This is a genomic window from Noviherbaspirillum phoenicis, from assembly GCF_047237965.1.
Classification (GTDB): Bacteria; Pseudomonadota; Gammaproteobacteria; order Burkholderiales; family Burkholderiaceae_D; genus Noviherbaspirillum_A.
This window is the reverse complement of the sequence record NZ_JBDFLX010000001.1, coordinates 2,988,994-3,014,115: the sequence shown is the minus strand read 5'-3', so window position 1 is coordinate 3,014,115 and position 25,122 is coordinate 2,988,994. Positions and strand designations below refer to the sequence as shown.

General features: G+C 63.7%; 20 protein-coding genes. 8 read left to right on the top strand and 12 right to left on the bottom strand.

Annotation, left to right across the window (positions count from 1 at the left end; genetic code table 11):
- Positions 1 to 7 precede the first annotated feature (7 nt).
- Positions 8 to 1,219, bottom strand: a complete 1,212-nt coding sequence (locus tag ABC383_RS13500) for a serine hydrolase domain-containing protein (protein ID WP_413014695.1) — start codon at positions 1,217 to 1,219, stop codon at positions 8 to 10.
- A gap of 87 nt (positions 1,220 to 1,306) precedes the next feature.
- Positions 1,307 to 2,047: a FadR/GntR family transcriptional regulator gene (locus ABC383_RS13495; RefSeq protein WP_413014694.1), complete on the bottom strand. Its 741-nt coding sequence runs from the start codon at positions 2,045 to 2,047 to the stop codon at positions 1,307 to 1,309.
- Positions 2,048 to 2,295: 248 nt separating this feature from the next.
- Between ABC383_RS13495 and ABC383_RS13490 the strand changes: the two genes are divergently transcribed.
- Together ABC383_RS13490 and ABC383_RS13485 are read left to right on the top strand one after the other, a co-directional pair.
- Positions 2,296 to 3,732, top strand: coding sequence for an aldehyde dehydrogenase family protein (locus ABC383_RS13490; RefSeq protein WP_413014693.1), 1,437 nt, complete (start codon positions 2,296 to 2,298; stop codon positions 3,730 to 3,732).
- A gap of 40 nt (positions 3,733 to 3,772) precedes the next feature.
- Positions 3,773 to 4,534 (top strand): SDR family oxidoreductase, encoded by a 762-nt coding sequence (locus ABC383_RS13485; protein ID WP_413014692.1) that lies wholly within the window; start codon positions 3,773 to 3,775, stop codon positions 4,532 to 4,534.
- A 69-nt stretch (positions 4,535 to 4,603) separates the two neighbouring features.
- On the opposite strand, the gene ABC383_RS13480 is transcribed toward ABC383_RS13485, so the two are convergent.
- The 7 genes from ABC383_RS13480 to ABC383_RS13450 all read right to left on the bottom strand — a co-directional run bounded on the left by ABC383_RS13480 (position 4,604) and on the right by ABC383_RS13450 (position 13,480).
- On the bottom strand, positions 4,604 to 5,881 hold the full coding sequence (locus ABC383_RS13480; protein ID WP_413014691.1) for a TRAP transporter large permease: 1,278 nt from the start codon (positions 5,879 to 5,881) through the stop codon (positions 4,604 to 4,606).
- 22 nt (positions 5,882 to 5,903) lie between these two features.
- Positions 5,904 to 6,398, bottom strand: a complete 495-nt coding sequence (locus ABC383_RS13475; protein WP_413014690.1) for a TRAP transporter small permease — start codon at positions 6,396 to 6,398, stop codon at positions 5,904 to 5,906.
- Positions 6,399 to 6,463: 65 nt separating this feature from the next.
- Positions 6,464 to 7,429, bottom strand: a complete 966-nt coding sequence (locus ABC383_RS13470; protein ID WP_413016344.1) for a TRAP transporter substrate-binding protein — start codon at positions 7,427 to 7,429, stop codon at positions 6,464 to 6,466.
- A gap of 286 nt (positions 7,430 to 7,715) precedes the next feature.
- Entirely contained in the window at positions 7,716 to 10,358 is a 2,643-nt protein-coding gene (locus ABC383_RS13465; protein ID WP_413014689.1) for a DNA topoisomerase III, read from the bottom strand.
- 257 nt (positions 10,359 to 10,615) lie between these two features.
- Positions 10,616 to 11,092, bottom strand: a complete 477-nt coding sequence (locus ABC383_RS13460; RefSeq protein ID WP_413014688.1) for a Smg family protein — start codon at positions 11,090 to 11,092, stop codon at positions 10,616 to 10,618.
- Between the two features lie 199 nt (positions 11,093 to 11,291).
- Positions 11,292 to 12,392, bottom strand: coding sequence for a DNA-processing protein DprA (dprA, locus tag ABC383_RS13455; protein WP_413014687.1), 1,101 nt, complete (start codon positions 12,390 to 12,392; stop codon positions 11,292 to 11,294).
- A gap of 8 nt (positions 12,393 to 12,400) precedes the next feature.
- Complete coding sequence (locus ABC383_RS13450) at positions 12,401 to 13,480, bottom strand: LysM peptidoglycan-binding domain-containing protein (RefSeq protein ID WP_413014686.1); 1,080 nt, start codon at positions 13,478 to 13,480, stop codon at positions 12,401 to 12,403.
- 176 nt (positions 13,481 to 13,656) lie between these two features.
- Here ABC383_RS13450 and def point away from each other — a divergent pair, with 176 nt between their 5' ends.
- Both def and fmt read left to right on the top strand, forming a co-directional pair.
- Positions 13,657 to 14,193: a peptide deformylase gene (def, locus tag ABC383_RS13445; protein WP_413014685.1), complete on the top strand. Its 537-nt coding sequence runs from the start codon at positions 13,657 to 13,659 to the stop codon at positions 14,191 to 14,193.
- A gap of 25 nt (positions 14,194 to 14,218) precedes the next feature.
- On the top strand, positions 14,219 to 15,193 hold the full coding sequence (fmt, locus tag ABC383_RS13440; RefSeq protein WP_413014684.1) for a methionyl-tRNA formyltransferase: 975 nt from the start codon (positions 14,219 to 14,221) through the stop codon (positions 15,191 to 15,193).
- Positions 15,194 to 15,204: 11 nt separating this feature from the next.
- Here the strand turns inward: fmt and ABC383_RS13435 are convergent, their stop codons facing one another.
- Positions 15,205 to 15,681 (bottom strand): Lrp/AsnC family transcriptional regulator, encoded by a 477-nt coding sequence (locus tag ABC383_RS13435; protein ID WP_217346140.1) that lies wholly within the window; start codon positions 15,679 to 15,681, stop codon positions 15,205 to 15,207.
- Between the two features lie 140 nt (positions 15,682 to 15,821).
- Here ABC383_RS13435 and rocD point away from each other — a divergent pair, with 140 nt between their 5' ends.
- The 4 genes from rocD to ABC383_RS13415 all read left to right on the top strand — a co-directional run bounded on the left by rocD (position 15,822) and on the right by ABC383_RS13415 (position 23,339).
- Positions 15,822 to 17,030 (top strand): ornithine--oxo-acid transaminase, encoded by a 1,209-nt coding sequence (gene rocD, locus ABC383_RS13430; protein WP_413014683.1) that lies wholly within the window; start codon positions 15,822 to 15,824, stop codon positions 17,028 to 17,030.
- A gap of 50 nt (positions 17,031 to 17,080) precedes the next feature.
- On the top strand, positions 17,081 to 17,917 hold the full coding sequence (locus tag ABC383_RS13425; protein ID WP_413014682.1) for a dimethylarginine dimethylaminohydrolase family protein: 837 nt from the start codon (positions 17,081 to 17,083) through the stop codon (positions 17,915 to 17,917).
- 219 nt (positions 17,918 to 18,136) lie between these two features.
- Positions 18,137 to 21,880 carry a methionine synthase gene (gene metH / locus ABC383_RS13420; RefSeq protein ID WP_413014681.1) on the top strand — a complete coding sequence of 1,248 codons (3,744 nt, stop codon included), beginning with the start codon at positions 18,137 to 18,139 and terminating at the stop codon, positions 21,878 to 21,880.
- A 163-nt stretch (positions 21,881 to 22,043) separates the two neighbouring features.
- Positions 22,044 to 23,339 (top strand): phospholipase D-like domain-containing protein, encoded by a 1,296-nt coding sequence (locus ABC383_RS13415; protein ID WP_413014680.1) that lies wholly within the window; start codon positions 22,044 to 22,046, stop codon positions 23,337 to 23,339.
- Between the two features lie 18 nt (positions 23,340 to 23,357).
- Here ABC383_RS13415 and ABC383_RS13410 read toward each other — a convergent pair whose 3' ends face one another.
- Positions 23,358 to 24,131, bottom strand: a complete 774-nt coding sequence (locus tag ABC383_RS13410; protein WP_413014679.1) for a class II glutamine amidotransferase — start codon at positions 24,129 to 24,131, stop codon at positions 23,358 to 23,360.
- A gap of 66 nt (positions 24,132 to 24,197) precedes the next feature.
- Positions 24,198 to 25,115, bottom strand: a complete 918-nt coding sequence (locus tag ABC383_RS13405) for a LysR family transcriptional regulator (protein WP_413014677.1) — start codon at positions 25,113 to 25,115, stop codon at positions 24,198 to 24,200.
- Positions 25,116 to 25,122 lie beyond the last annotated feature (7 nt).

Below are 25,122 nucleotides of genomic sequence, written 5' to 3'. Positions count from 1 at the left end.
CGGCGGCTTACAGCGCCGCGTACACCAGGTTGCGAAACAGCTGGCGGTAATGCGCACGCTGTTCCGGCGCCTGCATCAGGAAGATCGCCGCCAGTTTTTCCGTCGGATCGATCCAGAAATAGGTGCCGGCCAGGCCGCTCCAGTTGTAGTCGCCTACCGAGCCCGGCACGATGGCGTCGCCGGCGGCAATGCGCACAGCGAAGCCGAGGCCGAAGCCGTAGCCCGGACCGGGCAGGAAGTCCGGCGTGGCGCGCGCGCCGGGCAGGTCGCCCAGGTGGTCGCTGGTCATGGTTTCGACGGTCTTGCGCGACAGGATGCGCACGCCGTCCAGGGTGCCGTGCCCGGCCAGCATGCGCACGAAGCGCAGGTAGTCATGCACGGTGGACACCATGCCGCCGCCGCCGGACAGGAAGGCAGGCTTGCTGCGCACATTGAGCAGCTTGACCGCCACGCCGGTCTGCGGATCGGTATCGAAGGCCTCGGCCAGGCGGTGCTGCTGGTCTTCCGGCACCCAGAAGCCGCTGTCCTTCATGCCCAGCGGGCCCAGGATGCGCTGCTGCAGGAACGCCTCCAGGTCCATGCCGGAAATGCGTTCCACCAGCGCGCCCAGCACGTCGGTAGAGCGGCTGTATTCCCAGACCGTGCCGGGCTGGTAGGCCAGCGGCACCTTGGCCAGGCGGCGGATCATCTCGGCATTGGTCACATCCTTGCGCTCCACGCCGGCGTCGCCGTAAGCGCTCTTGACGAGCGATTCGCCGAAGATGCCGTACGTCAGGCCCGAGGTATGGCGCAACAGGTCATGCACCGTCATTTCGCGCTGGGCCGCCACGGTGTTGAGCACCGGCCGCCCGTTCTCGTCGGTGGCTGCGATGCCGACCTTGGGCTGGCCCAGCTCCGGCAGGAAGGCCGACACCGGCTGGCTGATCAGCAGCCGGCCTTCCTCGACCAGCATCATCACCGCGACCGAGACGATGGGCTTGGTCATCGAATAGATGCGAAAAATGCTGTCGATGGACATCGGCACGCCGGCGGCGGCATTCTGCATGCCCAGCGCCTTTTCATAGACCACTTCGTCGCGATGGGACACCAGCATCACGGCGCCGGGGATGCGGCCATTGTCGATGTCGGCCTGTATCGTGCGGGTAAGGTGTTCCAGGCGGGCCGGATCGAGGCGGGAATCGGCGCGCGCGGGCGGCGCCGTCAGGCTGTTTGCTGTCATGTGAGCTGTCTCGCTGGTTATGGATTTGATTGGCGCAGCCATTGTAACGAGAAGCGCCCGCGCCGGCTTTGTGCCAGCCCCGGCCATCTATGCGCCGAGCGCGCCCGCTTCCAGGGTGCCGATGCGCTGCGCGGCCATCACCATGTGGTGGCGGGCGGCGGCGCTGGCGGTTGCCGGGTCGCCGGCGGCGATGGCTTCCAGCAGGGCATGGTGTTCATCCAGCACCTGCCGGCCCATGTCCTGCCGCTCGGCTTCCAGCGCTCGGGTCACCGTCATGGCGCCGCGCAGGAATTGCCCCAGGAAATCCCACAGCGCAAGGAAATGCGGATTGCCGGTGGCGCGCGCAATCGCGCGGTGGAACGCCATGTCGGCATCCACGCCATCGCCGCCGGCGGCGACATCGGCCTCGATCGCCGCCAGCGCGGCGCAGATTTCCGCCAGTTGCGCAGGCGTTCGCCGCTCGGCCGCCAGCGCGGCGATTTCCGATTCCAGGCCGCGCCGCAATTCCACGACCTGCAGCAGCGACTGCACCGAGTCGGCAACGGTCGGGTCGATGCGGAAGGGCGTGTCCATGCTGCCGGTGCGCACATAGACGCCGCTGCCCTGGCGCGATTCGACCAGCCCCTCGGACTTGAGCCGCGACACTGCCTCGCGTATTACCGTGCGGCTCACGCCGAAGCTCGTGGCCATGCGCATTTCCGACGGCAGCCTGGCGCCGGGCGGGTATTCGCCGGTGCGGATCAGGGACAGCAACGCGGCTGTGACACGGTCGGGCATCTTGGCGGTGGCGCTCAGGGTTGCTATCGGAAGATCGTGCAGCTTGGTCATGAAGCAGTCCTGGAGGGGAAAATGTATTGTAATCATACAACTGGCTCGGCTATGCTTCCAGACCACCCGGCGAGCCATAAACCATGCCGGCAAGCAGCGCGATGTGGCCGGCAACGGAACTTGCCATGCGTCATGGCGTCTTCCTGATTGTTCAAGGCAGACATTACTCCTTGCATTGCAGCAACGCAGCGAAGCACGCGACGGGCAATGGGCCGCCACGCATGATCACCCAACCTTGAAGGATCACCATGCCTGACCAGCACTTCATCGGTAACCGCTGGGTCGCTTCGGCATCGCGCCAGGCGATTCCCGTCATCGACCCCTCCGATGGCCAGCAATATGACGAAATCGCCCGCGGCAATGCCGACGATATCCAGTTCGCCATACAGACGGCGCGCACGGCGTTCGAAGGCGAATGGAGCCTGCTGTCGGCCGCCGAGCGCGGCCGCCTGCTTTACCGGCTGTCGCAGGCCTTGATCGAGCATGGCGAGGAATTCGCGCAGCTCGAGGCGCGCGACTGCGGCAAGCCGCTGCGCCAGGCACGGGCCGACGCCGCCGCAGTGGCGCGCTATTTCGAGTTCTATGCCGGCGCCTGCGACAAGCTGCATGGCGAGACCATACCCTACCAGGCCGGCTACACGGTGCTGACGCTGCGCGAGCCGCTGGGCGTGACCGGCCACATCATTCCCTGGAATTACCCGCTGCAGATCTTCGGGCGCTCGGTCGGCGGCGCGCTGGCGGCCGGCAATACCTGCGTGGTCAAGCCGGCCGAGGATGCCTGCATGTCCATCCTGCGCCTGGCGCAGCTTGCGGCGGACATCGGCTTTCCGGCCGGCGTGATCAACATCGTTACCGGCTACGGCCACGAGGCGGGAGCGGCGCTGGTGTCGCATCCGGGCATCGATCATGTGTCCTTCACCGGCTCGCCTTCGGTGGGCACGCTGGTGTCGCAGGCGGCCGCCGTCAACCATGTGCCGGTCACGCTGGAGCTGGGCGGCAAGTCGCCGCAGATCGTGTTTGCCGACGCCGACCTGGACCTGCTGCTGCCGGCCGTGACCAGCGCCATCGTGCAGAACGCCGGCCAGACCTGCTCCGCCGGCAGCCGCCTGCTGATCGAGCGGCCGGCCTATGAAAAGGTGCTGGACCTCTTGGCCAGCGTGTTCGAACGTCTGCAGGTGGGCCCGGCCCAGATGGACCTCGACTGCGGCCCGCTGATCCGCCGCCAGCAGCAGCAGCGGGTCTGGGACTTCCTGTCCGATGCCCACACCGACGGCATTTCGGTGATGGCCCAGGGCAGCATCGTGCCGCAGGCGCCGGAAAGCGGCTTCTACCAGGCGCCGACCCTGCTGCGCGACGTGCCGCATACCCATCGCCTGGCGCAGGAGGAAGTGTTCGGCCCGGTGCTGGCGGCCATGCCCTTCGACAGCGAGCAGGACGCGCTGCGTCTGGCCAACAGCACTGCCTTCGGCCTCGTCGCCGGCGTCTGGACCGAGAACGGCGCGCGCCAGATGCGCATGGCGCGCGCGGTGCGCGCCGGCCAGGTCTTCATCAACAATTACGGCGCCGGCGGCGGGGTTGAGCTGCCCTTCGGCGGCGTCAAGGCCAGCGGCCATGGCCGCGAAAAAGGATTCGAGGCGCTGTACGGCTTCACCGCGCTGAAGACCATCGCCATCCGGCATGGCTAAAGGCGCGGCAGCATTCAATTCGATAACAACAGGAGACAGCATGCGGTTAAAAGACAAGGTCGTGATCGTTACCGGCGCCGGATCGGGCATCGGCGAAGGCATTGCAAAACGCCTGGCGGAAGAGGGCGCGAAAGTGGTCGTCAACGATTTGCTGCCGGCCGGCGGCCAGCGGGTGACGGAAGAGATACTGGCCGGCGGCGGCATGGCCCGCTTCATCCAGGCCGACGTGACGTCCGGCGCCAGCATGGCGGCGCTGGTCGAGCAGACCGTGCAGCAGTTCGGCCGCCTGGACGTGATGGTCAACAACGCCGGCTGGACCCATCGCAACCAGCCCATGCTGGACGTGTCGGAGGAAGACTTCGACCGCTGCTATGCGGTGAACGTGAAGAGCATCTACCTGTCGGCCGTGCATGCCACGCCGGTGTTCCGGCGCCAGGGCGGCGGCGCGTTCATCAACATCGCCTCCACCGCCGGCGTGCGGCCGCGGCCTGGCCTCACCTGGTACAACGGCAGCAAGTCGGCCGTGATCGGCACCAGCAAGTCGATGGCGGTGGAACTCGGGCCGGACAATATCCGGGTCAACTGCATCAACCCGGTGTTCAATCCGGATACGGCGCTGTCGACCTCCTTCATCGGCGGCGAGATCACCGAGGAGCGGCGCGCGAAATTCCTGTCGTCGATTCCGCTGGGACGGTTTTCCACCGCGCTGGACGTGGCCAATGCGGCGCTGTACCTGGCCTCGGACGAGGCGGCGTTCATCAGCGGCGTGTGCATTGAAGTGGATGGCGCGCGCTGCGTCTAGTCAATCAGCGACGCAGCCGGCGATTGTGGCGAAAGCCGCGGCAGGGACACCCGCCGCGGCTTTTTTACATCAGCGGTGGTAGACGATGTCGCGCAGGTAAAGCGACAGTCCGGGGAAGTAGGTCACCACCATCAGGCAGACAATCACCGTCAGCACGAAGGGCAGCAACTTGGGAATGATGCGGTCCAGCGGAATCTTCGCCACCGTGCAGGCCGCAAACAGGTTCACGCCGAACGGCGGCGTGATCATGCCCAGCGCCAGGTTCACCACCATGATCATGCCGAAATGCACCGGATCGATGCCGAAGCGCATCGCCACCGGCACCAGGATGGGCGCGAGCACGATGATCGAGGCCGAGGTCTCGATGAACATGCCGATGAAGAACAGCGCGGCATTCACGCCCAGCAGGAAGTAGGTCGGACTCTTGAGCACCTCGGCCAGCCAGGCGCCGATCATGTCGGGCACGCCGGCGCGGGTGATCATGAAGGAGAACAGGCCGGCGTTGGCGATGATGAACATCACCACCGCCGACGACAACACCGACTTCCTGAAGATGGCGACCAGGTCCGGCAGCTTGATTTCGCGGTAGATGAAAACGCCTACCAGCAGCGCATAGAACACCGCCACCGCCGACGCTTCGGTCGGCGTGAAGATGCCGCCGTAGATGCCGCCCAGGATAATCACCGGCATCAGCAGCGCCAGCCCCGCCTGGCGGGTGGCCGGCAGCACGTCCATCTTGCCGACATGGTCGTCCTTGCCATAGCCCTTGAAGCGCGCGTACATCACCGCGAAGATCATCAGCGCAATGCCGATGAACAGGCCCGGCCCGATGCCGGCGATGAACAGCTCGCCGATCGAGACCTCGGCCGACACGCCGTACAGGATCATTGGAATGGATGGCGGAATGATCACGCCCAGTTCCGCCGACGTTGCCTGCAGCGCGGCCGCATAGCCGACCGGGTAGCCATGCTTGACCAGGGCCGGGATCAGGATCGCGCCGATGGCGAAGGTGGTGGCCACGGACGAGCCGGACACGGCGGCGAAGATCATGCAGGTCAGCACGCAGCTGGCGGCCAGGCCGCCCTGGATGCCGCCGACCAGCGACTTGGCGAACTCCACCAGCCGGCGCGAGATGCCGCCGGTTTCCATCAGGTTGCCGGCCAGGATGAAGAAGGGAATCGCGGCAAGCGGAAACTTGTTGATCGAGTTGAAGATCTCCTTTGCCACCAGCAGCATGTTGGCATTGGCGACGGAAATCCCGACGATGCTGGCCAGGCCGATCGATACCGCAATCGATACCGAAAAGGCAAAGCACACTATCATCGTGATGAGCATGGTGGTGGACATGAATGGCTCTCTTGATGTCGGTTCAGGTTGCGGTTTCGAGTTCTTCGTGGCGCGGATCGAGGAAGTTGCCGATCACGCCCGCCATGGCGCACAGCGCGCCGACCGGCATGGAGAGATAGGCCCAGAACATCGAGAACGACTCCAGGCCGATGATGGTCTGCACCTGGCCGCGCACCGCATAGTCCCAGCCGAACCAGGCAATGAAGCCCAGCAGCACCAGCGACGCCGCCATGATGATGAAGTCCAGCACGCGGCGGAAGCCGGGCGACGACTTCCGGTGCATCAGGTCCACCGACACCATGGAGCCGAGACGGAACGCGGCCGGTATGCCGAGAAACACCATCCAGATCAGGGAAAAGCGCACCAGCACCTCGCTCCACTCCGAAGGCTGTTCCAGCACGAAGCGCATCACGACCTGGACCATGCCCAGCACGGCGGCAAGCAACAGCATGATGCCGGCGATGCTGAGCGATACGAGGTTCAGGCCATGCTCAAATTTGAGGAAGGCAGATTTCATGTTGCGGTCCTTGAGGGGAAGTCGCTCGCGACGGGCGCCGCCCCGCATGGGGGCGGGCCGAAGGATTACTTGTAGTTGCGGATGCGGTCCAGGTTGGCCTTGCCGAACTGCTTCTCGAAGTCGGCGTAGACCGGCGTCAGCGCGCTCTGGAAGCGCGTCTTGTCGACCTGGTCGACCACCGTCATGCCCTTGGCGCGCAGGTCGGCCACGGCCATTTTTTCATCCGAATCGACGCGCATGCGGTTGGCCTTCACGCCTTCCTTCGCCGCTTCGAGGAATGCGGTCTTGTCGGCCGCGGACAGCTTGTCGAAGGCGCCCTTGTTCATCAGGAAGACGCAGGGCGAGTACACATGGCCGGTCAGGGTCAGGTACTTCTGCACCTGGTCGAACTTGGCCGAGGTGATCACCGACAGCGGGTTTTCCTGGCCGTCGACCGTGCCCTGCTGGAGCGCGGTAAACACTTCGCTGAATGCCATCGGCGTCGGGATGATGCCGAAGCCCTTGTAGGCCTGCACGTGCACCGGATTTTCCATGGTGCGCATCTTCAGACCCTTGAGGTCTTCCGGCGCGTTGACCGAGCGCTTGCTGTTGGTCATGTGGCGGAAACCGTTTTCGCCCCATGCCAGCGCCTTGATGCCGCGGGCATCGAATTTCTGCAGCAGTTCCTGGCCGATCGGGCCGTCCAGCACTGCGCGCGCATGGGCGTAGTCGCGGAACAGGAAGGGCACATCGAGGATCTTCACTTCGGGCACGAAGTTGGGTATCGGGCCGGTGGAGGTGAAGGTCAGTTCCTGGGTGCCCAGCTGGACTGCCTCGGTCGCCTCGCGCTCGGCGCCCAGCGAACTGGAATAAAAGGTCTGGATCTTGTAGCGGCCCTCGGTGCGCTTCTCCACTTCCTTGGCGAAAGTGTCGATAGCCACGCCCTGGTGCGAGTTCTGCGGAATCGAGACGCTGATGCGCATCGTGGTGACGGCCATCGCGTTTGCGGAAAAGCCCGCAGCCAGTGCCAATGCGAGCGCGGATGCGCCCATGCGGAAAGAAATCATGCAAGTCTCCTGGGTGTTGTTGTGATTACGGTGGGATGAGCGGTCAGGGGAACTGAACCGCACGCTGCCTGTAACTTGTATTACAACTATATAGTCAAGCTAGACGGCGCGCAACAGCATGCAGCAAGAAGACCGGCGAGGATGTGCGGAGAAATCTGGCAAGGCGACACACTTTGCCGCCTGTCGTCGATAAAAAAGGGCCGTGATGATCACGGCCCCGTGGTGCGTCATGGTGCGTCATGACGCGGTTTTTGCTGTCGCCTGGCTGGCGTCAGGCGGCTTTCTTCACCGCCGGCCGCTTGGCCGCGGCCTTCTTCGCCACCGCCTTCTTGGCAACCGCCTTCTTCACCGCGGCCGGCGCCGGCGCCTGGTCCGAACCGGCTGCTTCGGCCTTGCCCTTGGCGGGCGGCTTGGCCTTGCGCTCCTCGAACTCGAAGCTCACCTTGCCATCCTTGCCGCGCACCAGGAAGGCCTTGAACGGCCGCCGGGTGCGCTGCGAGACGAAGCCCGGCAGCAGATCGGTCTTGCCTTCATTGAGCAGCTTGGCCATCTGCTCGGGCAAAATCTCCTGCTGCAGGATGATGCGGCCGCTGCGGAAGTCGCAGGTCTTGGGCTTGGCCACGCTGTGCTCGCAGACATAGGCCAGGCCCATTTCATAAACGCCAGCCTGGCATTTCGGGCACGGTCCCAAGGGCTTCTGTTCGCTGAAGTCGACGCCTTCGCCTTCCTCGGACTCACCGTCGTTCTGGCCAAAGTCGAATTCCAGCTTGAAGTTCTTGATGTCCTCGTCGCGCACGATATTGAGGATCGCGGCAAACGGCCGGCCCATCTTGGAACGGAAGCCCTGCAGCGGACCGATGGTGCGGCGCGCCAGCAGTTCCTCGACCTCGGGGATTTCGAACTGCCTGCTGCCCGGCGTCTTGCTCATCGAGAAGTCGCACTTGGTGCAGGCAAAGCGGCGATAGTTTTCCTTCACCACGCCGCCGCAGTTCGGGCAGGGCGTGTTGAGCGTCGCATACTCGCCCGGAATAGTGTCGTTGTTGTATTCCTTGGCGCGCTTGACGATGACCTCGGTCATCCCGGCGATCTCGCGCATGAATTCCTCGCGGCTGATGCGGCCACGCTCCATCTGCGAGAGCTTGTATTCCCATTCGCCGGTCAGTTCCGGCGCGGTCAGTTCATTCACGCCCAGTCCGCGCAACAGCGTCATCAGCTGGAAGGCCTTGGCGGTCGGGATGATTTCGCGGCCTTCGCGCAGCAGGTACTTTTCATTGAGCAGGCCTTCGATGATGGCCGCGCGCGTGGCCGGCGTGCCCAGCCCCTTGCCCGCCATCGCTTCGCGCAGCTCTTCGGAGTCGACCAGCTTGCCGGCGCCTTCCATCGCCGACAACAGCGTGGCTTCGGTATAGCGCGCGGGCGGCTTGGTGACCAGCGCCACGGTGTCGACCTTCTCGGTCTTCACCTGTTCGCCCTTGGCCACCGGCACCAGGATGCGGTCGCTGCCGGCTTTCTCCGACTTTTCCGACTTCTCGGACTTTTCCTCGGCGACTTCGCGGCCGTACACCGCCAGCCAGCCGGGGTTGGTCATCACCTTGCCCTCGCTCTTGAACTGATGGCCTTCCACCTCGGTGAAGCGGGTGGTGACCTGGAATTCGGCGGCGGGGAAGAAGATCGCCATGAAGCGGCGCGTCACCAGGTCGTACAGCTTCTGCTCCGGCTCCGACAGGTTCTTCGGCGCCAGCGTGGTCGGGATGATCGCGAAGTGATCGCTGATCTTGGTGTTGTCGAAGATGCGCTTGTTCGGCTTGACCCAGTTGTTGTTCAGGATCTGCTTGGCGAACTGGTGGTAGTTGTGGTTCTCCGAGATCGTGTCCAATGTCTGCCGGACCGTGTTCATATAGTCTTCCGGCAGATGGCGCGAATCGGTACGCGGATAAGTCAGCACCTTGTGCTTTTCATACAGCGCCTGCGCCAGGCCCAGCGTGTTCTTGGCCGAAAAGCCGAAGCGGGCATTGGCCTCGCGCTGCAGGCTGGTCAGGTCGAACAGCGCCGGCGCCATCGAGGTGGTGGGCTTGGATTCCTCGGTGACGCGGCCGGGCTTGCCGCGGCAGGCGGCAACGATGGCATCGGCGTCGGCCCGGTTCCACAGCCGCTCGGCGCGCTTCTCGGGGTCGGTCTCGTCGCGCTTGTGCTTCGTGTCGAGCCAGCGGCCTTCATAGGTGCCGGCGGCGCAGCCGAACTCGGCGCGCACTTCCCAGTAGTCGCGCGGCACGAACTTCTTGATCTTCTCTTCGCGCTCCACCACGATGGACAGCGTCGGCGTCTGCACCCGGCCCACGGTGGTGAGATAGAAGCCGCCTTCCTTGGAATTGAAGGCAGTCATGGCGCGGGTGCCGTTGATGCCGATCAGCCAGTCGGCCTCGCTGCGGCAGCGCGCGGCATCGGCCAGCGGCATCATCTCGCGGTCTTCGCGCAGGTGGCTGAAGGCTTCGCGGATCGCGCCCGGCGTCATCGACTGCAGCCACAGCCGCTTGATCGGCTGCTTGGCCTTCGCATACTGCGCTATCAGGCGGAAGATCAGTTCACCTTCGCGTCCGGCGTCGCACGCATTGATCAGCATGCCGACGTCCTTGCGCTTGATCAGCCGGTTCAGCACCTTCAGGCGCGACTCGGTCTTGGCGATCGGATTGAGATCGAAATGCGGCGGGATCATGGGCAGATGCGCGAATGACCATTTGCCGCGCTTGACGTCGTATTCCTCAGGCACGGTGATTTCCACCAGGTGGCCGACCGCGGATGACAGCACGTACTGGTCGGACTCGAAGTACTCATCGTGCCTCGTGAAGCCGCCGAGCGTCTTCGCGATGTCGTTCGCGACAGAAGGCTTCTCGGCGATGATGAGGGTTTTGGTCATAGAAATGGGTCTCGCAATGGACGCGTGATTCGCGTGAAGGACTGCATGGTAAGGAAAAATTCACATTGCATTCAGACGCTTGCCTGAATGCATCAGGCCTGGAAGAGGTGACTCAGACCGCACCGCCTGCCTGTTTGCGGCCAATGATAAGCGGGTTGCGTCCGAAATCGCAAGCAAGCCGCCGAATGAAAAAGCCGCGATAACGCGGCCTGAAATCGTTCGCGCGCCCTGCGGCGCGGACAAACCCGTAATGGTTGTTAATGCAATTGCCGGGTTTGCACTTCGTCGTCATCCAGAAACAATTCGTCGAACATCAGCCCGTCCGGTTCCTTGCCCTGGCTCCACAGCACCATCAGCACGATGACCTTGAGCTTGTCCAGCGAGATCTGCGATTCGCTGGCGGCAAGTGCCCGTTCCACCACGATCTCGCGCTGCAGCGGGTTGATCACCTTGGCCGACTCCAGGAACTGGATGAAACCGATCGCAGCCGTGCCCAGCACGTCGAATTCCCGTTCCACATAGATGCGGAAGCCCGCCGAAAAGCTGGTCTGCTGCGGATGCAGCATCGAAAACTCATTGGTGGTTTCCGCAAGGTCGGTCAGCCAGCCAAGCGCCTTGGAGATTTCTTCCTCCTCGAAGCCAACGGCTGACAGCTTCTTCACGAGCGCCTCGGAGTCCGGGCAGGCATCCGGCCGGTAATAGGTTTCGTAAAGATAGACTAGGACATCAAACATGGTTTTACTGTAAAGGTAAGAAGTTGAGCATCACAAACAATCTGTGCGATTAACATCATCGCAGTTGCAAATTTGTGACAGCTTGTTTTTTCAAGATCGATGTAAAAAACCCGTTTGCCAATCAGGACCTGCCGCAGCGCCAAGGCGCTGCATTCATTATAAAAGGGTGTGCCCTAGACTGGTGGAGCCTGCTCAAGCTTCAGGCCAATCGCCTGATCAATCCGCCCGGCAGCAGTTCCACCTGCCCATCCATCTCCAGCAGCAGCACCTGCGCATTCATTGTAGCGGCATCCACGCCGGCCCGAGCGGCCAGCACGTTCAGGCTGACCGGATCATAGCCGATTATCTTCAAAAGATCGTTGTCGCAACTGCCAGAGGCTGCGGCAAAAAGCGGCTTTTCTTGCGGATTGCTGGCCAAATGCAAAGATTTCCGGTCTTCCAGAATGTCTGACGCCGTTTCCACCAGCTTGGCGCCCTGGCGGATCAGTTCATGGCATCCTCGTGCCAGCGGAGACTGTATCGAGCCCGGAATGGCATACACATCCCGGCCCTGCTCGGCCGCCAGGCGCGCCGTGATCAGCGAGCCCGACTGGGCCGCGGCTTCCACCACCAGCGTGCCGCCGGCCAGGCCGCTGATGATGCGGTTGCGACGCGGGAAATTGGCCGGCAGCGCCGGCGTTCCCAATGCATATTCGGACAGAATGCAGCCTTCCGCGGCGATCCTGTGGGCAAGCGCATGATTGCGGGCCGGGTAGACGATGTCGGCGCCGGTGCCGATCACGGCGATCGTGCTGCCCGCACCGGCCAGGGCGCCTTCATGTGCCGCCGTGTCGATGCCGAGCGCCATGCCCGAAACGATGGTCAGGCCGGCTTCCGACAGGGCTTGCGCGAACTGGCGCGCATGCATCGCGCCCTGCATGCTGGCATTGCGGCTGCCGACGACGGCCAGCGATTCGCGCTGGATCAGTTCCGGCCGGCCTTTCGCATACAGCAGCAGCGGCGGATCGGCGATTTCCAGCAGCAGGGAAGGATAGCGTTCGTCCGCCAGCGTCAGCACATGATTGCCGGGGAGGGCGGCCCAGGAGAGGGTCTTGTCGATCAGTGCCTGCAGCGTTGCCGTGGGCGGCGCCAGCAGGGCCGTGGCCAGCTTGCCGCCGACCAGCGCACTCAGGCGGGCGGCATCGGCCGCCAGGATCGCGTCAGGCCCCGCGAATGCGCTGAGCAGCTTGTGCGCGGCCACGATGCCCAGGCTGGGCGTCTGTTGAAGTTGAAGCCATGCCGCCAGATTTCCGCCGGTCATGGCCGCGCTTACTCCGGTGACCTGGCGACGTCACCGACCCGGACTGGCGCGGTGACCTGCATGACCAGGCCGTAGGAGACATTGTCGAAAGTCCGGAAAACGAAGACCGAACCATAGCGTTCGTCAGGCAGCCGGACCGGCTGGTTGCCGGCCGCCCGGTCCGCCACCACGCCGGCACGGCGATACAGCTCCAGCACGCTGCCGGCATCCAGGCCCTGCCTGCTGCCGCGGTTGATCGTGACCACGTTGTTCTGGCCGGCGTAGGCCACGCCGCCATAGACCGACATCACGCGGGCGCTGGTTTCCACTTGCGGCCGGTGCGGCACATAGTTGACGATGGGCGTGGGCGGCATCGGCACCAGTTGCGCGCCGACGCCGATTTCCCGCACCGAGCTGGTCACCACGAAGCGATGCGCTTCGTCGTCGGCACGCGCGGCGCGCGTGAGCTTCATCGTGCCAAGATAGGCGGCTTCGTAGCCGAGGATGGCGCCGGTGTCCGGGTCGCGCAGCGGCTGTGTGGGACGATAGACCTGGAACACGGTATCGCCGTCTATCCTGCCGCGCACATAGGCGACATCGCCCTTGCCCATGTAGACATGGCCGTCGCCGCCCTGCAGCACGCGCGGCGCGTCGGCCAGCCTGCCTTCCTCGATCAGCAGCGGCTGCGTCAGGAAGGGCTCGATGACACTGGCCGGAATGGCCGGAATGGCATCGGCCGCCATGTTTTCCATGCGGATCTGCGGCGACATGCGCACCGTGGGCAGGCCGCCCTCGCTTCCGACCGAGCGGGCCAGGCGCAGCTGGCCGCTGGCGCGGTCGAAATACACCGTCTGGCCGGGGTAGATCCAGTGCGGATTGCTGATCTGCTCGCGGTTGATGCCCCACACCTGCGGCCAGCACCAGGGATGCTGCAGGAAACGCCCGGAAATGCTCCACAAGGTGTCGCCGCGCACCACCTGATGCTGGTCTGGCGCGTTGTCCAGGAACTGGCATTTGGCTGCGGTGGACGGTGTTTCGGTGGAGGTGGCAGCGGATGCCGCAGTGCAGGCAAGCGCGAACAGCAGGCCGGCTGTGCTAAACTTTTTCATGGTTTTTCCGGTAGTGACGGCGAAGCGAAGGAACGACTACAGGCTGGGCACAGCGTGATGCTTGTCAGGCAATCGTTGAAAAATGTTGCCGTAGTGAATCAAATTCTGCCTTCAATTACTTGAACTGGCAAGAAGAACCACCATCTATTCCTCTCCCATTGTTGCGCAAAAGTCGTATGTCCCAACTGAATATTCTCCGTTATCCCGACCCGCGTCTACACAAGGTCGCACAACCGGTCAAAGTGTTCGATGACAGGTTAAAAAAGCTTGTCGCCGATATGGCCGAGACCATGTATGAAGCGCCGGGCGTGGGCCTGGCGGCGACCCAGGTCGACGTGCACGAGCAGCTGATCGTGATCGACACATCCGAAACCCATGACGATCTGAAGGTGTTCATCAATCCCGAGATCACCTGGGCCAGTCCGGAAAAGCAGATCTACGACGAAGGCTGCCTGTCGGTGCCCGGCGTGTATGACGGCGTGGAGCGCCCGGCGCGGGTGAAGGTGCGCGCGCTCGACCTTAATGGCAAGCCGTTCGAGGTCGAGGCCGATGGCCTGCTTGCCGTTTGCATACAGCACGAGATGGACCATTTGCAGGGCAAGGTATTTGTCGAATACCTGTCGCCGCTGAAGCGCAACCGGATCAAGACCCGCATGATCAAGGAAGAGCGCGAACTGAAGCGGGAACAGCAGAAGGTCGTGGGCGCGAGATAAGCGTCGGGGCGCTACAATCGCGCCCATGAAAATCATCTATGCCGGCACGCCCGAATTCGCGGCGTCTGCCCTGAAATCCCTGCATGAGGCAGGCTTCGAGATCCCCCTGGTACTGACCCAGCCCGACCGTCCGGCCGGACGCGGCATGCAGCTGCAGGCATCGGCCGTGAAGCAGTATGCGCAGCAGCATGGCATCCCGGTGGCACAGCCGGTGTCGCTGCGCCTTGACGGCAAATATCCCGATGAAGCGCGCCAGGCCCATGCGCTGCTGCAGGGCACGCCGCATGATGCGATGGTGGTGGCCGCCTATGGCCTGATCCTGCCGGCGTCGGTCCTGGTCATTCCGCCGCGTGGCTGCATCAACATCCATGCATCGCTGCTGCCGCGCTGGCGCGGCGCCGCACCCATCCATCGCGCCATCGAGGCGGGCGACATTGAGACCGGCGTGACCATCATGCAGATGGACGAAGGCCTGGACACCGGGCCGATGCTGCTGCGGCAGGCCTTGCCGATCGCGCCGGACGACAGCACTGCCAGCCTGCATGACAAGCTGGCCGCACTGGGCGCAATCATGATCGTCGATGCCTTGCGCCGGCTGGAGGCGGGCGCGCTGGCCGCCCAGCCGCAGCCGGAGGAAGGCGTGACCTATGCCGCCAAGATCGCCAAGGAAGAAGCCGCGCTCGATTTCACGCAGCCGGCCGCCGTGCTGGCCAGGAAGATCCGCGCATTCAATCCCTTTCCCGGCGCAAGCGGGCAGTTCAACGGCGTGCCGGTGAAGATCTGGCAGGCCGACGCCGTCGATGCCGGCGGCGGCAAAGCGCCGGGCACCATCCTCGCAGCCGATGCGGCGCAAGGCGTTGTGGTGGCATGCAGAGAAGGCGCGCTGCGCCTGAAGCAGTTGCAGAAACCGGGCGGCAAACGGCTGGCCGCAGCCGATTTCCTGAAGGGCTTTTCGATGGAAGGCGGCCGTTTCGACACGGGTGCCAAAGCGGCTTCCTGAAGCTGTGGCTGCTAGCTCAAGGCAGGCGGCAGCGGCAGCGGACTGGCCGGCTTGATCTCTTCCAGGCAGATCATGGAGCGCATGCGGGCTACGCCTGGCACCTGCATCAGCCTGTCGGTCAGGAAGGCGGAGAACGAGCGCAGGTCGGTGGAGACCACCTTGAGCAGATAATCGAAGTCGCCCGAAATCGTGTAGCACTCCAGGATTTCCGGGAAATCGCGTATCACCTTTTCCAGGTCGCGCACATTCTTGAACTGTTCGCGATCGATCGTCAGGCTGACGAAGGCCACCACATCCAGGCCCAGGCTGGAAGGAACTACCTGCGCGGTGTAGCCCCGGATGATGCCGTCCATTTCCAGTCGGCGCACGCGGCGGTAGCACTGGGGCGCTGAAAGGCTGGCCTGCTCCGACAATTCGACATTGGAAGCGCGCCCGTTTTTCTGCAAGGTCGTCAGGAGTATGCGGTCGTATCGGTCGAGCTTTTCCATGTTTTCTCTCCGGAGGATTGATACACAAACGATCCTTTCATAACCCATCTGTTCCATGCCTGATAAAGCACAAATCTTTTCCGCATTCGGGGCTAACATGTGTAGGCAAACGCTTGGTTGATCCTGAGGGGGAAACGTTCATGGAAAACCTGATTGCTCTTGAAAAAAGGTACTGCGCGGAAAACTATGCGCCCCTGCCGGTCGTGCTGCACAGCGGCGCCGGCGTCTGGCTGACCGACATCCACGGCAAACGCTACCTGGACATGATGTCAGCCTATTCGGCCACCAGTTTCGGCCACAGCCATCCGCGGCTGGTGGCGGCGCTGACGGCGCAGGCGCAAACCCTGGCGGTCACGTCGCGCGCCTATTACACCGACCGGTTAGGGCCGTTCCTGCAGCGGTTGTGCGACATGACTGGCATGGCGCGCGCGCTGCCGATGAATACCGGCGCGGAAGCCGTGGAAACGGCGCTGAAGGCGGCGCGCAAATGGGCGTACCAGGTCAAGGGCGTGGCGCCGGAGCGGGCGCAGATCATCGTTTGCGCCGGTAATTTCGCCGGACGCACCACCACCATCGTCGGCTTTTCTTCCGAAGCGCAATACCGGCAGGGCTTCGGGCCGTTTGCGCCGGGCTTCGTGTCGGTGCCGTTCGGCGACGCCGCCGCGCTGGAAGCGGCGATCACGCCGGACACCGCCGCTTTCCTAGTCGAGCCGGTGCAGGGCGAAGCCGGCATCATCGTGCCGCCCGACGGCTACCTGGCGCAGTGCCGCGAGATCTGCAGTCGCCACAATGTGCTGCTGATCTGCGATGAGGTGCAGACCGGCCTGTGCCGCACCGGACGGCTGCTGGCTTGCCAGCACGAAAACGTGCAACCCGACGGCCTGATTCTCGGCAAGGCGCTCGGCGGCGGCCTGCTGCCGGTGTCGGCCTTCCTGGCGCGCCCGGATGTGATGGGCGTCTTCCGGCCGGGCGACCATGGCAGCACCTTCGGCGGCAATCCGCTGGCCTGCGCGGTTGGCCATGCGGCGTTGGACCTGCTTGAAGAGGAAAACCTGGCGGCGCGCGCCGAGCGCATGGGCGCGCTGCTGCTGGGCCGGTTGCGCATGCTGCGCTATCCGGCCATCCGGGAAGTGCGCGGCAAGGGATTGCTGATCGGCATGGAACTTGATTCAACGCACATTTCCGCGCGGGAGTTTTGCGAACGCCTGATGTATTTCGGCGTTCTAAGCAAGGACACCCACGGTACCGTGGTCAGACTGGCGCCACCGCTGGTGATCAGCGAACAGGAAATCGATATCGCCGTGGCGGCGGTGGCGGCGGTGCTGGACGAATTCGACATGGCAGCCTGACTGGCGGCTGGCCACAGCCGACAAACCATCATCAGCAGAGAGGGCTGGCAATGACATCGCGTTTCCTGATGTGCGCGCCGCAGCACTTCGAAGTGGCTTATGTGATCAATCCGTGGATGGAAGGCAACATCGCGCGCGGCAGCAATCCAGTGGCGATGCAGCAATGGAGCGCGCTGCTGGCATTGCTGCGACGCTATGCGCAGGTCGACTGCATCAGCGCCCGGGAAGGCGTGCCGGACCTGGTATTTACCGCCAATGCCGGGCTGGTGCTGGAAAACAGGGTGTTGCTGTCGAATTTCCGGCATGCCGAGCGGCGGCCGGAGGAGGCCTATTTCGCGCAATGGTTCGCCGAGCATGGTTTCGAGGTGCTGACGCTGCCGCCGGATGTCTACTTCGAAGGCGCCGGCGACGCGCTGTTCGACCGCCGCCTGCCCCTGCTGTGGATGGGGCATGGCCACCGCTCCGATTCGGCGGCCGCTGCGATGATCGCCAGCCGGTTCGATGTCGAAGTGGAGCCGCTGCGCCTGGTCAATCCGCACTTCTATCATCTCGATACCTGCCTGTGCCCGCTGGAAGGCGGCGCGCTGCTGTACTTTCCGGCCGCCTTCGACGCGGCGTCTCAGGAACGCATCGCCACGCTGGTGCCGCCCGAACTGCGCATTGCCGTTGGCGCCGCGGACGCGGACGCATTTGCCTGTAACGCGGTCAACTGCGGCCGCCATGTGATCCTGAACCAGGCCTCCGACAGTCTCTGCGCGGCGCTGGCCGCGCACGGCTACACGGTGCACCAGACCCGGCTGTCGGAATTCATGAAAGCCGGCGGATCGGCAAAGTGCCTGACCCTGAAGCTGACCGAGGCGCGCGCGCCGGCGCTGGCCTTGCCGTGACGCGCGGCTGCACTGGTGCGCCCGGTCCGCTCGGCGCAAACCGAATTCACGTATAATTTTTCCCGCGCCGATTTGATTGCAAAGTCAAACCCAGCTTGCGGGCGCGGAACAGTCCTCCCCAGGCAGTCTTCCAACAAATGCAGCTAAAGCGGACCTGAACAAACCCGGCCCCGCTTTACCGGCCGGGTTTTTCATTTTTGTTCTCTTGGACCAGACCACATGAAACGCGATTCCATTTCTTCCACCGAGGCGCTGCTGCGCGATCTGCTGTCCCAGCGCATCCTGATCCTGGACGGCGCCATGGGCACCATGATCCAGCAATACCATCTGACCGAGGAGGATTACCGCGGCACGCGGTTTGCCGACTTCCAGGTGCCGGGCAAGGAAATGTTCGTCAAGGGCAACAATGAACTGCTGACCCTGACCCAGCCGCAGATCATCAGCGAGATCCACGAGAAGTACCTGGCCGCCGGCGCCGACCTGATCGAGACCAACACCTTCGGCGCCACCACGGTGGCGCAGGAAGATTACAAAATGGCCGATCTGGCCTACGAAATGAACGTGACCGCGGCGCGCCTGGCGCGCGCGGCGTGCGACAAGTATTCCACGCCCGACAAGCCGCGCTTTGTCGCCGGCGCGCTCGGACCGACGCCCAAGACCGCGTCGATCTCGCCCGACGTGAACGACCCGGCCGCGCGCAACATCACCTTCGACGAACTGGTGGCGGCCTATCTCGAGCAGACCCGCGGCCTGGTGGAAGGCGGCGCCGACGTGCTGCTGGTCGAAACCATTTTCGACACGCTCAACTGCAAGGCCGCGCTGTTTGCGATCGACCAGTTCTTCGAGGAGTCCGGCCAGCGCCTGCCTATCATGATTTCCGGCACCGTGACCGACGCCTCGGGACGCATCCTGTCCGGCCAGACCGTGCCGGCGTTCTGGAATTCGGTGCGCCATGCAAGGCCGCTGACCGTGGGCCTGAACTGCGCGCTCGGCGCGGCGCTGATGCGGCCCTATGCAGAAGAGCTGTCCAAGATTGCCGACACCTTTGTCTGCATCTACCCCAATGCAGGCCTGCCCAACCCGATGTCCGATACCGGCTTCGACGAGACGCCGGACGTGACTTCGTCGCTGCTGAAGGACTTCGCCGAAAGCGGGTTCGTCAATATCGCCGGCGGCTGCTGCGGCACCACGCCCGACCATATCCGCGCCATTGCCGACACGGTGAAGACGATCGCCCCGCGCAAGCTGCCGGAAGTGCCGCCCGCGATGCGGCTGTCCGGCCTGGAGCCGTTCACCATCAATGAAGACTCGCTGTTCGTCAACGTTGGCGAGCGCACCAACGTGACCGGCTCCAAGGCCTTTGCCCGGCTGATTCTGAATGAGCAGTACGACGAGGCGCTGGCGGTGGCGCGCCAGCAGGTGGAAAACGGCGCGCAGATCATTGACATCAACATGGACGAGGCGATGCTGGATTCGCAGGCGGCCATGACGCGCTTCCTGAACCTGATCGCGTCCGAGCCCGACATCGCCCGCGTGCCCATCATGATCGACTCGTCGAAGTGGTCCGTGATCGAGGCCGGCCTGAAATGCGTGCAGGGCAAGGCGGTGGTGAATTCGATCTCGATGAAGGAAGGCGAAGAGGAATTCCTGCGCCAGGCCAAGCTGTGCCGGCGCTATGGCGCGGCGGTGATCGTGATGGCCTTCGATGAAACCGGCCAGGCCGACACCTTCGAGCGCAAGATCGAGATCTGCAAGCGCGCCTATGACCTGCTGATCGAGAAGGTCGCCTTCCCGCCGGAAGACATCATCTTCGACCCCAACATCTTCGCCATTGCCACCGGCATCGAGGAACACAACAACTACGCGGTCGACTTCATCAACGCGACCCGCTGGATACGCGAGAACCTGCCGCATGCCAAGATCAGCGGCGGCGTGTCCAATGTGAGCTTCAGCTTCCGCGGCAACGACCCGGCACGCGAAGCCATCCATACGGTATTCCTGTATCACGCGATCCAGGCTGGCCTCACCATGGGCATCGTCAATGCCGGCATGGTGGGCGTCTACAGCGAGCTCGCTCCCGAACTGCGCGAGCGGGTGGAAGACGTGGTGCTGAACCGCCGGCCGGATGCGACCGAGCGCATGATCGAATTCGCCGGCACCCTGAAGGCGGGCGGCAAGAAGGAGGAGCAAAGCCTGGAATGGCGCGCCGGCACGGTGCAGCAGCGCCTGGCGCATGCGCTGGTGCATGGCATCACCCAGTGGATCGTCGAGGATACCGAGGAAGCGCGGCAGGAGCTGCTGGCCAGCGGCGGCCGGCCGATCCAGGTGATCGAAGGGCCGCTGATGGATGGCATGAACATCGTCGGCGACCTGTTCGGCCAAGGCAAGATGTTCCTGCCCCAGGTGGTGAAGTCGGCGCGGGTGATGAAGCAGGCGGTGGCGCACCTGATTCCCTACATCGAGCAGGAAAAGCTGGAAGAGGAACGCAGGACCGGCGTGGCCGCCAAGCCCAAGGGCAAGATCGTGATCGCCACCGTCAAGGGTGACGTGCATGACATCGGCAAGAACATCGTGTCGGTGGTCCTGCAATGCAATAACTTCGAGGTCGTCAACATGGGCGTGATGGTGCCCTGCTCGGAGATCCTGGCGCGCGCAAAGGCCGAGAATGCCGACATCATCGGCTTGTCCGGCCTGATCACGCCGTCGCTCGAAGAAATGGCTTATGTCGCCAAGGAGATGCAGCGCGACCCGCATTTCCGCATGCTGAAGATCCCGCTGCTGATCGGCGGCGCCACCACCAGTCGCGCCCATACTGCGGTGAAGATCGCGCAGAACTATGAAGGCCCGGTGGTCTATGTGCCGGACGCGTCGCGCTCGGTGTCGGTGGCGCAGTCGCTGCTCACGCCCGAGCAGCGCGACCAGTATGTGCAGGACATCGCCACCGACTATGAACGCATCCGCGAGCAGCATGCCAACCGCAAGGCGGTGCCGATGCTGTCGCTGGCCGACGCCCGCAAGAACCGCGCGCAGCTGCAGTTCGCGCCGGTCAAGCCGAAGTTCATCGGCCGCCGGGTGTTCAAGAATGTCGACCTGGCCCAGCTGGCCCAGTACATCGACTGGGGTCCGTTCTTCCAGACCTGGGACCTGGCCGGGCCTTATCCCGCGATCCTGACCGATGAAGTGGTGGGCGCCTCGGCAAGCAAGGTATTCGAGGAAGGCCAGGCGCTGCTGAAGAAGGTGATCGATGGTCGCTGGCTGACCGCCAATGGCGTGATTGCGCTGCTGCCGGCCAACAGCGTCAATGATGACGACATCGAGATCTATACCGATGAAACCCGCAGTGAAGTGGCCTTCACCTGGTATGGCGCGCGCCAGCAGACGGTCAAGCCCGTGATCGACGGCGTGGCGCGGCCCAACCAGTGCCTGGCCGACTTCATCGCGCCCAAGGCTTCAGGCATCGCCGACTACATCGGCATGTTCGCGGTGACCGCCGGCATCGGCATCGAGAAACACGAGAAGCGCTTCGAGGACGCGCATGACGACTATTCCTCCATCATGTTGAAGTCGCTGGCCGACCGCCTGGCCGAAGCCTTCGCCGAGCAGATGCACGAGCGGGTGCGGCGCGACCTGTGGGGTTATGCGGCGGACGAGACATTGGATAATGCGGCGCTGATCCGCGAGGAATACCAGGGCATCCGCCCGGCGCCGGGCTATCCGGCCTGCCCGGAACACACGGTCAAGGCCGACATGTTCCGCGTGCTGCAGGCCGAGGAAATCGGCATGCAGCTCACCGAGTCCTACGCGATGTACCCGGGCGCGGCGGTGTCGGGCTTCTACCTGGCGCATCCGGACTCGAAGTACTTCAGCGTCGGCAAGATCGGCATGGACCAGGTCGAAGACATGGCGGCGCGGCGTGGCGTGGCGAAAGAGGAGGTCGAGCGCTGGCTGGCGCCCAACCTGTGATCACCTGCATCCGGCCTCAAGGACCGGATCGATTGCCGCAACCGACGCCCGCGATACCGCGGGCGTTTTTCATTTTCGTTGTCGTTCCTGCAATCGATCCGGCGCAAGCCTGGCCCCGATCATTGCTGCTAAGCTGGCTCATCCATACTGCAGCCAACGAGAAATGATCTGGAGACCGCAAACCACCCGCAGCAAAGTGATAGTGGCCATCGTCAGCATTCTGGCCACGCTGTTCGTCACCCTGCTGGTCGTCAATTTCTCGTCCGGCGAAAAGCAGATCAAGCAGGAGATACCGCGGCTCTACGCGGTGTCGGACCCGCAGTTCCAGCGCTCGATGGGCATTATGCTCGGGCCGCAGATCGTCGACGGCAACAAGGTCGAGGCGCTGCTCAACGGCGACCAGATCTTCCCGTCGATGCTGAAAGCCATACGCGGCGCGAAGAAGACCATCAATTTCGAAACCTATATCTACTGGTCCGAGGAAATCGGCCGCGAGTTCGCCGAGGCCCTCTCCGAGCGCGCCCGCGCCGGCGTCAAGGTGCATCTGCTGATCGACTGGGTCGGCAGCGCCAAGATGGATGACAAGGACCTGGAGCAGATGCGCCAGGCCGGCGTGGAAGTGCGGCAGTATCATCCGCTGCGCTGGTATAACCTGGGCCGCATCAACAACCGTACGCACCGCAAGCTGCTGGTGGTGGATGGCCGCATCGGCTTCACCGGCGGCGTCGGCATCGCCGGCCAATGGACCGGCAATGCGCAAGACCCGGACCACTGGCGCGACTCCCACTTCCGCGCCGAGGGCCCGGTGGTGGCGCAGATGCAGGCGGTGCTGATCGACAACTGGACCAAGACCACCGGCAAGGTGCTGCATGGCGACGACTACTTTCCGCCGCAGGTGCAGGCGGGTACGGCGCGGGCGCAGGTCTTCAGCAGTTCGCCCTCCGGCGGCAGCGAGAGCATGCACCTGATGTACCTCCTGGCCATCACGGCGGCCGAGCACAACATCCAGATTTCCGCTTCTTACTTCGTGCCGGATGAAATGACCCGTAACGCGCTGATCGATGCGATGAAGCGCGGCGTGCGGCTGCAGATCATCCTGCCGGGCAAGAACATCGATGCCGAGGCGGTGCGCAGTTCATCGCGCGGCATGTGGGGCGAACTGCTGCAGGCGGGCGCGGAGATCAGCGAATACCAGCCCACCATGTATCACTGCAAGGTCATGATCGTCGATGGCCTGCTGGTCTCGGTGGGCTCGACCAATTTCGACGACCGCTCGTTCCAGATGAACGATGAAGCCAACCTGAACATCTACGACGCCGGCTTCGCGCGCCAGCAGATCGCCATCTTCGAGCAGGACCTGAAGAAAGCCCGCCGCATCACCTACGAGCAGTGGCTGGACCGGCCCCTGAAGGAAAAGGCCTGGGAAAAGGTCGCTTCCTGGCTGGGTCCGCTGCTGTAGTTGTTCCAGCTACTCGGCTCAGGCTGGCGCGATCGGCTCGCCGTCGATGAAGACCTTCATTTCGCCGGCTTCGAAGGGCAGCCAGGTCTCATTGGTGGTCAATGGCGCGGTGACGATGATGGCCACCTTGTCGCGGGGTGTGGTGACCTGGGAAAAGTCCACGATCACGTCCTCGTCGGACAGGCGGGCCTCGGCGAACGGATATTGCCGTACCAGGTAATGCAGATGCGTCGAGCAGTGCGCGAACAGGGCCGAGCCGTCGGACAGCATCATGTTGAAGACGCCATGCGAGGCGATTTCGGAGGTCAGTTCGCGCAAGGCGATCGTCAGCTCCGGCAGCGCCGGCATGCTGTCGCCGAAGCGGCTGCGCAGCCGCTGCAGCAGGTAGCAGAAGGCCAGTTCGCTGTCGGTGGTGCCGACCGGACGGAAGGCGCCATCGAGCACCGGGCGGAATTCCTTGAGGTCGCCGTTATGGGCGAACACCCAGTAGCGGCCCCACATCTCGCGCACGAAAGGATGGCAATTTTCCAGCGCCACCCGTCCCTGCGTGGCCTTGCGTATGTGCGCGATCACGTTCTTGGACTTGATCGGGCATTGCTTGATCAGCGCGGCGATGGGCGAGGCGACGGCGGCCTGGTAGTCAACGAAATGGCGCACGCCGGCGCCTTCGAAAAAGGCGATGCCCCAGCCGTCATTGTGGTTGTCGGTGCGGCCGCCGCGAGTGGCGAAGCCGGTGAAGCTGAACACGATATCGGTCGGAACATTGCAGTTCATTCCAAGAAGCTGGCACATGGCGGAATCGGGAAGAAGCTTCGTCAAAAAGGAAAATACACTACCACGGATGCGGCATTGCCTGCGTTACTTGCCGCACCACGGATCGGTTTCGGGGTGCGGGAAACGCTCGGTGATGAAGTCGATGAAGCTGCGCACCTTGGCCGACATCTGGCGCCGGCTGGGATAGACCAGCATCACGGCCATCTGCCCCAGGCGGTATTGATCCAGCAGCCGCACCAGCCGGTGGCTCTTGATGTCGTCGATCATGGCATAGGATGGTCCGACCACCAGGCCCATGTCGGCGGCGGCGCAGTTGCGCAGCAGCTCGCTGTTGTTGCTCAGCATGCGGCTGCGGATCGGAATGTTGACGGCTTCGGTGTCGGTGGCGATCGGCCAGTGATTGCGCAGCAGGTCCACGTTGGAGAAATTCAGGCAGTCATGGGCTGTCACGTCCTCGGGCACGCGCGGCTCGCCGCGCTGCCTGATATAGCCGGGCGAGGCACACAGCAGCACTTCGGCCATGCCGAGCTGGCGCGAGATCATGCTGGCGTCGAACTTCTGCAGCCCGGTGAAGATGCCGATGTCGTAGCCTTCCTCCACCAGGTCGATGGTGCGGTCCGACAGCGTCACATCCAGCGTCACCTCGGGATTGGCGGCGGCGTAAAGCGGCAGAAGCTCGGCCAGGCGCTGCTTGCCAAAGCCCAGCTGCGAATAGATGCGCAGGGTGCCGGTCGGCTTTTTCGACTGGGAGGTGACGATGGCGTCGGCATCGTCGATGTCGGCCAGGATGCGGTTGACCCGTTCCAGGTAGGCCTGGCCGGTCTCGGTCAGCGACAGCTTGCGCGTCGTGCGGTTGAGCAGCCGGGTGCCCAGATGGTTTTCCAGGTCGGCTACGTGGCGGGTGACAACCGCATTCGATAATTCCATCACCTGGGCGGCGCGGGCGAAGCTGCCCTGTTCAACCACTTTCGAAAATACGCGCATTGATTGCAGGCGGTCCATGCTGCAG

Coding starts and splice junctions, on each gene's coding strand:
- ABC383_RS13500 (WP_413014695.1), bottom strand. CDS start 1,219: ATGACAGCAAACAGCCTGACGGCGCCGCCCGCGCGCGCCGATTCCCGC.
- ABC383_RS13495 (WP_413014694.1), bottom strand. CDS start 2,047: ATGACCAAGCTGCACGATCTTCCGATAGCAACCCTGAGCGCCACCGCC.
- ABC383_RS13490 (WP_413014693.1), top strand. CDS start 2,296: ATGCCTGACCAGCACTTCATCGGTAACCGCTGGGTCGCTTCGGCATCG.
- ABC383_RS13485 (WP_413014692.1), top strand. CDS start 3,773: ATGCGGTTAAAAGACAAGGTCGTGATCGTTACCGGCGCCGGATCGGGC.
- ABC383_RS13480 (WP_413014691.1), bottom strand. CDS start 5,881: ATGTCCACCACCATGCTCATCACGATGATAGTGTGCTTTGCCTTTTCG.
- ABC383_RS13475 (WP_413014690.1), bottom strand. CDS start 6,398: ATGAAATCTGCCTTCCTCAAATTTGAGCATGGCCTGAACCTCGTATCG.
- ABC383_RS13470 (WP_413016344.1), bottom strand. CDS start 7,429: ATGGGCGCATCCGCGCTCGCATTGGCACTGGCTGCGGGCTTTTCCGCA.
- ABC383_RS13465 (WP_413014689.1), bottom strand. CDS start 10,358: ATGACCAAAACCCTCATCATCGCCGAGAAGCCTTCTGTCGCGAACGAC.
- ABC383_RS13460 (WP_413014688.1), bottom strand. CDS start 11,092: ATGTTTGATGTCCTAGTCTATCTTTACGAAACCTATTACCGGCCGGAT.
- dprA (WP_413014687.1), bottom strand. CDS start 12,392: ATGACCGGCGGAAATCTGGCGGCATGGCTTCAACTTCAACAGACGCCC.
- ABC383_RS13450 (WP_413014686.1), bottom strand. CDS start 13,480: ATGAAAAAGTTTAGCACAGCCGGCCTGCTGTTCGCGCTTGCCTGCACT.
- def (WP_413014685.1), top strand. CDS start 13,657: ATGTCCCAACTGAATATTCTCCGTTATCCCGACCCGCGTCTACACAAG.
- fmt (WP_413014684.1), top strand. CDS start 14,219: ATGAAAATCATCTATGCCGGCACGCCCGAATTCGCGGCGTCTGCCCTG.
- ABC383_RS13435 (WP_217346140.1), bottom strand. CDS start 15,681: ATGGAAAAGCTCGACCGATACGACCGCATACTCCTGACGACCTTGCAG.
- rocD (WP_413014683.1), top strand. CDS start 15,822: ATGGAAAACCTGATTGCTCTTGAAAAAAGGTACTGCGCGGAAAACTAT.
- ABC383_RS13425 (WP_413014682.1), top strand. CDS start 17,081: ATGACATCGCGTTTCCTGATGTGCGCGCCGCAGCACTTCGAAGTGGCT.
- metH (WP_413014681.1), top strand. CDS start 18,137: ATGAAACGCGATTCCATTTCTTCCACCGAGGCGCTGCTGCGCGATCTG.
- ABC383_RS13415 (WP_413014680.1), top strand. CDS start 22,044: ATGATCTGGAGACCGCAAACCACCCGCAGCAAAGTGATAGTGGCCATC.
- ABC383_RS13410 (WP_413014679.1), bottom strand. CDS start 24,131: ATGTGCCAGCTTCTTGGAATGAACTGCAATGTTCCGACCGATATCGTG.
- ABC383_RS13405 (WP_413014677.1), bottom strand. CDS start 25,115: ATGGACCGCCTGCAATCAATGCGCGTATTTTCGAAAGTGGTTGAACAG.